Source organism: Lactobacillus sp. UMNPBX17, from assembly GCF_002553735.1.
Classification (GTDB): Bacteria; Bacillota; Bacilli; order Lactobacillales; family Lactobacillaceae; genus Lactobacillus; species Lactobacillus gallinarum.
In genome coordinates this window covers 1-3,316 of sequence record NZ_PCYT01000098.1, presented here as the reverse complement: position 1 = coordinate 3,316, position 3,316 = coordinate 1, and the positions used below count along the sequence as shown (strand labels likewise).

Genomic DNA, 3,316 nt, shown 5'->3' with positions numbered 1-3,316 from the left:
TATTATTACATCAAGACTAATAATATGATCTAATTTAGTTAATTATTTCTTACTATATTCATACATTAACCGGTTCTTAGATGATATTCATAGAGCTGCTGTTTTTTATGAGGCTACTTTTGTTAATAAGAAAGTAACGTTTTATACTGCTAAGACTTCAATTACAGTGATTGCATCTGTTACTAATTTTATGCACTTATGTGGTGTTTCATATTTAAGGGGTAGTAAGAATTTTTTCCTTAGTGCTAAATACAGAAAAATAGATTTAGACAAAGTTTTGATCAAAAAAGACGGAACTACGTTTCAAAAATTACAAGTTTTAAGCGCATTTCCTGAATTGATTAGTGGCAATGTTAGATTAACTGGTCGGGGAAGATTTTTGGTGCTCGACTATGATTATGCATTACGTACGTCTAGACAACTTTTGGCATTAACACTGATAAATCAAAGTGCAAAAGCAATTCCACAATCATTATTAAACTTGCATAAAAAGATGTTTGAGAAAGGTGCCTCAGTTGTTAGAATTGAATCACAAGATTTTAATTCTGACCAAATTACGATTTTATTCGAAGAACAATCAAAATAAGGCAAGGATCTCTCCTTGTCTTATTTGTTGCACTTTTCATTTTCAGTAAAATTAGTTACATTTTCTACTTCAAATGTCATTTTTGTCTGAAAAATCTAAAGGTATAAGTATAATACTTACCGATCTTTACCTTATATTTATGAGTATTAATCAACTTAGTCTTGCCAGGTTGGTAAGTAATCGTCGTAGTATAGCCGTCGCCATAAAAGGTCGTACCAAAATTACGGACCTGCGTTGCACGGTAGCGTTTCTTAGTCGTCATATCGGTGATATAAATCTTAGGCGTTCCTGTAATTTTCTTCGTTGTGGAGAAAGACCAGGGCGTCTTTTTACCGACTAATTCATATGGAAAGACGCGGCTAGCCGGATAAACCATCGTGTCTACAACAGGATCACGCAAAATGTCGTCCGCAAACCAGCCGTTTTGCACGGAGTAGAGCACATTGTTGCTGACACCATCACCATAAGCGGCGCCGATGCCCATCCGGGTTGCGCGAGCTGACAAAATCAAGGCCCGGTGGCCGATGTTACCCTTACCAGCGATGTTGTTGTCTTCGCGAATCAGGTCCGTGACGATATCACCCGCTGTAGCACCGTTATTGGATTCTAAAAAGTTAACGTTACCCAAAGTGGAATTTTCGGCGATATTCCAATCAGTTTCATTGAAATAAAATGGCCGAGTGTAACCTAGTAAACCGTGGACGTTTAAGTCTTTTTTAGCATTAACTGCGGCTAAGGCAGCAGCACCGATTTGGGCATGTGAATTATCATCGGCATGATTCAATTCGGTAGGCAAGCCTGCTAATGAGCGGTAGTAATTGACGTAGCTCATAGTATCAGGGATGTAGGTCGGATTCAAAAACCCAGGTGAAAACGGCAGGCCAAAGTTTGGCTGCTGTGCATAAATATTTTGCTTATTATACTTAACCTTGCTTAAGGCATGATACCGTTTTTGAAATTGACGTACTTGTTTGGCCTCAGTCTTGGAGTATTTTGCGGCATGAGTGGTCGTAGTGTTGATGCCAAAGGCTGCGATAATAGCAGTCGCGGCAACTAGCAATTTGTGTTTGATCTTCAATTTCTTAATTCCCAGTCTAGCTAGACCAAATATTGTTTGAAGCGTCCTTGGTCGTCGGGCGCGATGTTGGCCTGAATGTGCACGCCGTCGTCTTCGTAGTCTTCGCTTAAGACTTGGGCGTTTTCGTGCAGGTAGGCCAGTTCCTTACCAGCAGAAAGCGGCAAGAGCAAGCTGAATTCTTCATAATTGGAGAAGACGCGCTTAGTGATCAAATCGGCCAGCAATTTGATTGACTTAGGATCAATTGCTGAATAAAGGATATCGTTACCTTCAATCTGAGGATAATTGCGATCAGTCTTGTCAGCCTTATTGTAGGCGGTGATCATCGGAATGCCTTTGACGCCGATTTCATCCAATACGTTTTGCGTGGTGCGGATCATCTGCACCATGTTCGGGTCAGATGCATCAACGACGTTGATTAAAAGATCGGCATCCTTGGTTTCTTGCAAAGTTGCCTTGAATGATTCAACTAAGTTGTGAGGCAACTTGGAAATAAAACCAACGGTGTCAGACAAGATAAAGCTGAAGTTGTCCTTGAGATCAATGCGGCGCACGCTGGTGTCTAGTGTCGCAAAAAGCATGTTCTTGACGAAGACTTCCTTGTCACTGCCTTCTTTTGAAAATTCCTTGAGCAAACCGTTCATTGTAGTGGACTTACCGGCGTTGGTGTAGCCAACAAGGGCGACTTTAGGGATGCGACTTTGATTGCGGCGAGCTGATTTGATCTCTTCTTGACTAGCCACAGCCTTGAGTTCCTTCTTGATGGCGGAAATCTGCTTGCCGATGGTTCTGCGGTTTAATTCCAGTTTACTTTCACCGGCACCACGGTTGGAGTAACCACCGCCACGCTGCTGGTCTAGGTTGTTTTCGGAGGGATGCAAGCGTGGCAATTCGTATTGCAAGCGAGCAAGTTGTACTTGTAACTTAGCTTGCTTAGTGCGAGCACGACTGGCAAAAATTTCCAAAATTAATTCAGTTCTGTCGATGACCCGCATCTTGGTTAACTTCTCAAGGTTACGGATTTGCACCGGCGTTAATTCATCGTTTAAAACTAAGACTTTAGCCTTGAGACTATGAGCCATCGCCTTGATTTCGTTGATCTTGCCAAAACCGAAATAGGTTCCGGCAACGATTGATTCGGCATTTTGGTAGCTTTGCCCCACGACTTCCATGTTGTTGGCTTCAGTTAAGTTAGCCAGCTCTGTCATGTAGTAGTCGAAGTTGGGGTCGTTCAAGTTGACGCCTGCGATATAAGCTTTTATTTTTTTAGGTTGATTATCGATCATGAGTCCACCTCGTTATCTAGTTTGTATATCTATATTGTATTACAGTTGCTTATAATAAGGAAAAAAGGTGAATGAGTGAGTATTCAAGAACGTGTCGTTTTCTATTGTGAGCTCTGCAAATGTGTAGCTAAAATATTTTAATGAAAAACGCCCGAAAATCCCCGTATTTTAATGCGGGGATGGATAGGGCCAAGCTGACCTAGCAGTCAGCTTTTTTTATTCTAAAAATAGAGACATACGTTCGACTTCCCTGTAAAATATAAATATCTAATCTACAGAAGTCATGTGGTGATAAGTCAATGTAAATTGTAAATTTTATTTTTAATTAGTTTGTGTTAAAGCCAAAATTTGCGTGCATGAAACTAG

General features: G+C 40.8%; 3 protein-coding genes. 1 reads left to right on the top strand and 2 read right to left on the bottom strand.

Annotation, left to right across the window (positions count from 1 at the left end; genetic code table 11):
- Positions 1-64 precede the first annotated feature (64 nt).
- Entirely contained in the window at positions 65-586 is a 522-nt protein-coding gene (locus CP368_RS09475) for a PBECR4 domain-containing protein (protein WP_369822654.1), read from the top strand.
- A 76-nt stretch (positions 587-662) separates the two neighbouring features.
- Here CP368_RS09475 and CP368_RS09470 read toward each other — a convergent pair whose 3' ends face one another.
- Positions 663-1,664: a CAP domain-containing protein gene (locus tag CP368_RS09470; protein ID WP_369822653.1), complete on the bottom strand. Its 1,002-nt coding sequence runs from the start codon at positions 1,662-1,664 to the stop codon at positions 663-665.
- Positions 1,665-1,684: 20 nt separating this feature from the next.
- A complete protein-coding gene (hflX, locus tag CP368_RS09465) occupies positions 1,685-2,950 on the bottom strand; it encodes a GTPase HflX (protein ID WP_098046028.1) in 1,266 nt (421 codons plus the stop codon).
- Positions 2,951-3,316 lie beyond the last annotated feature (366 nt).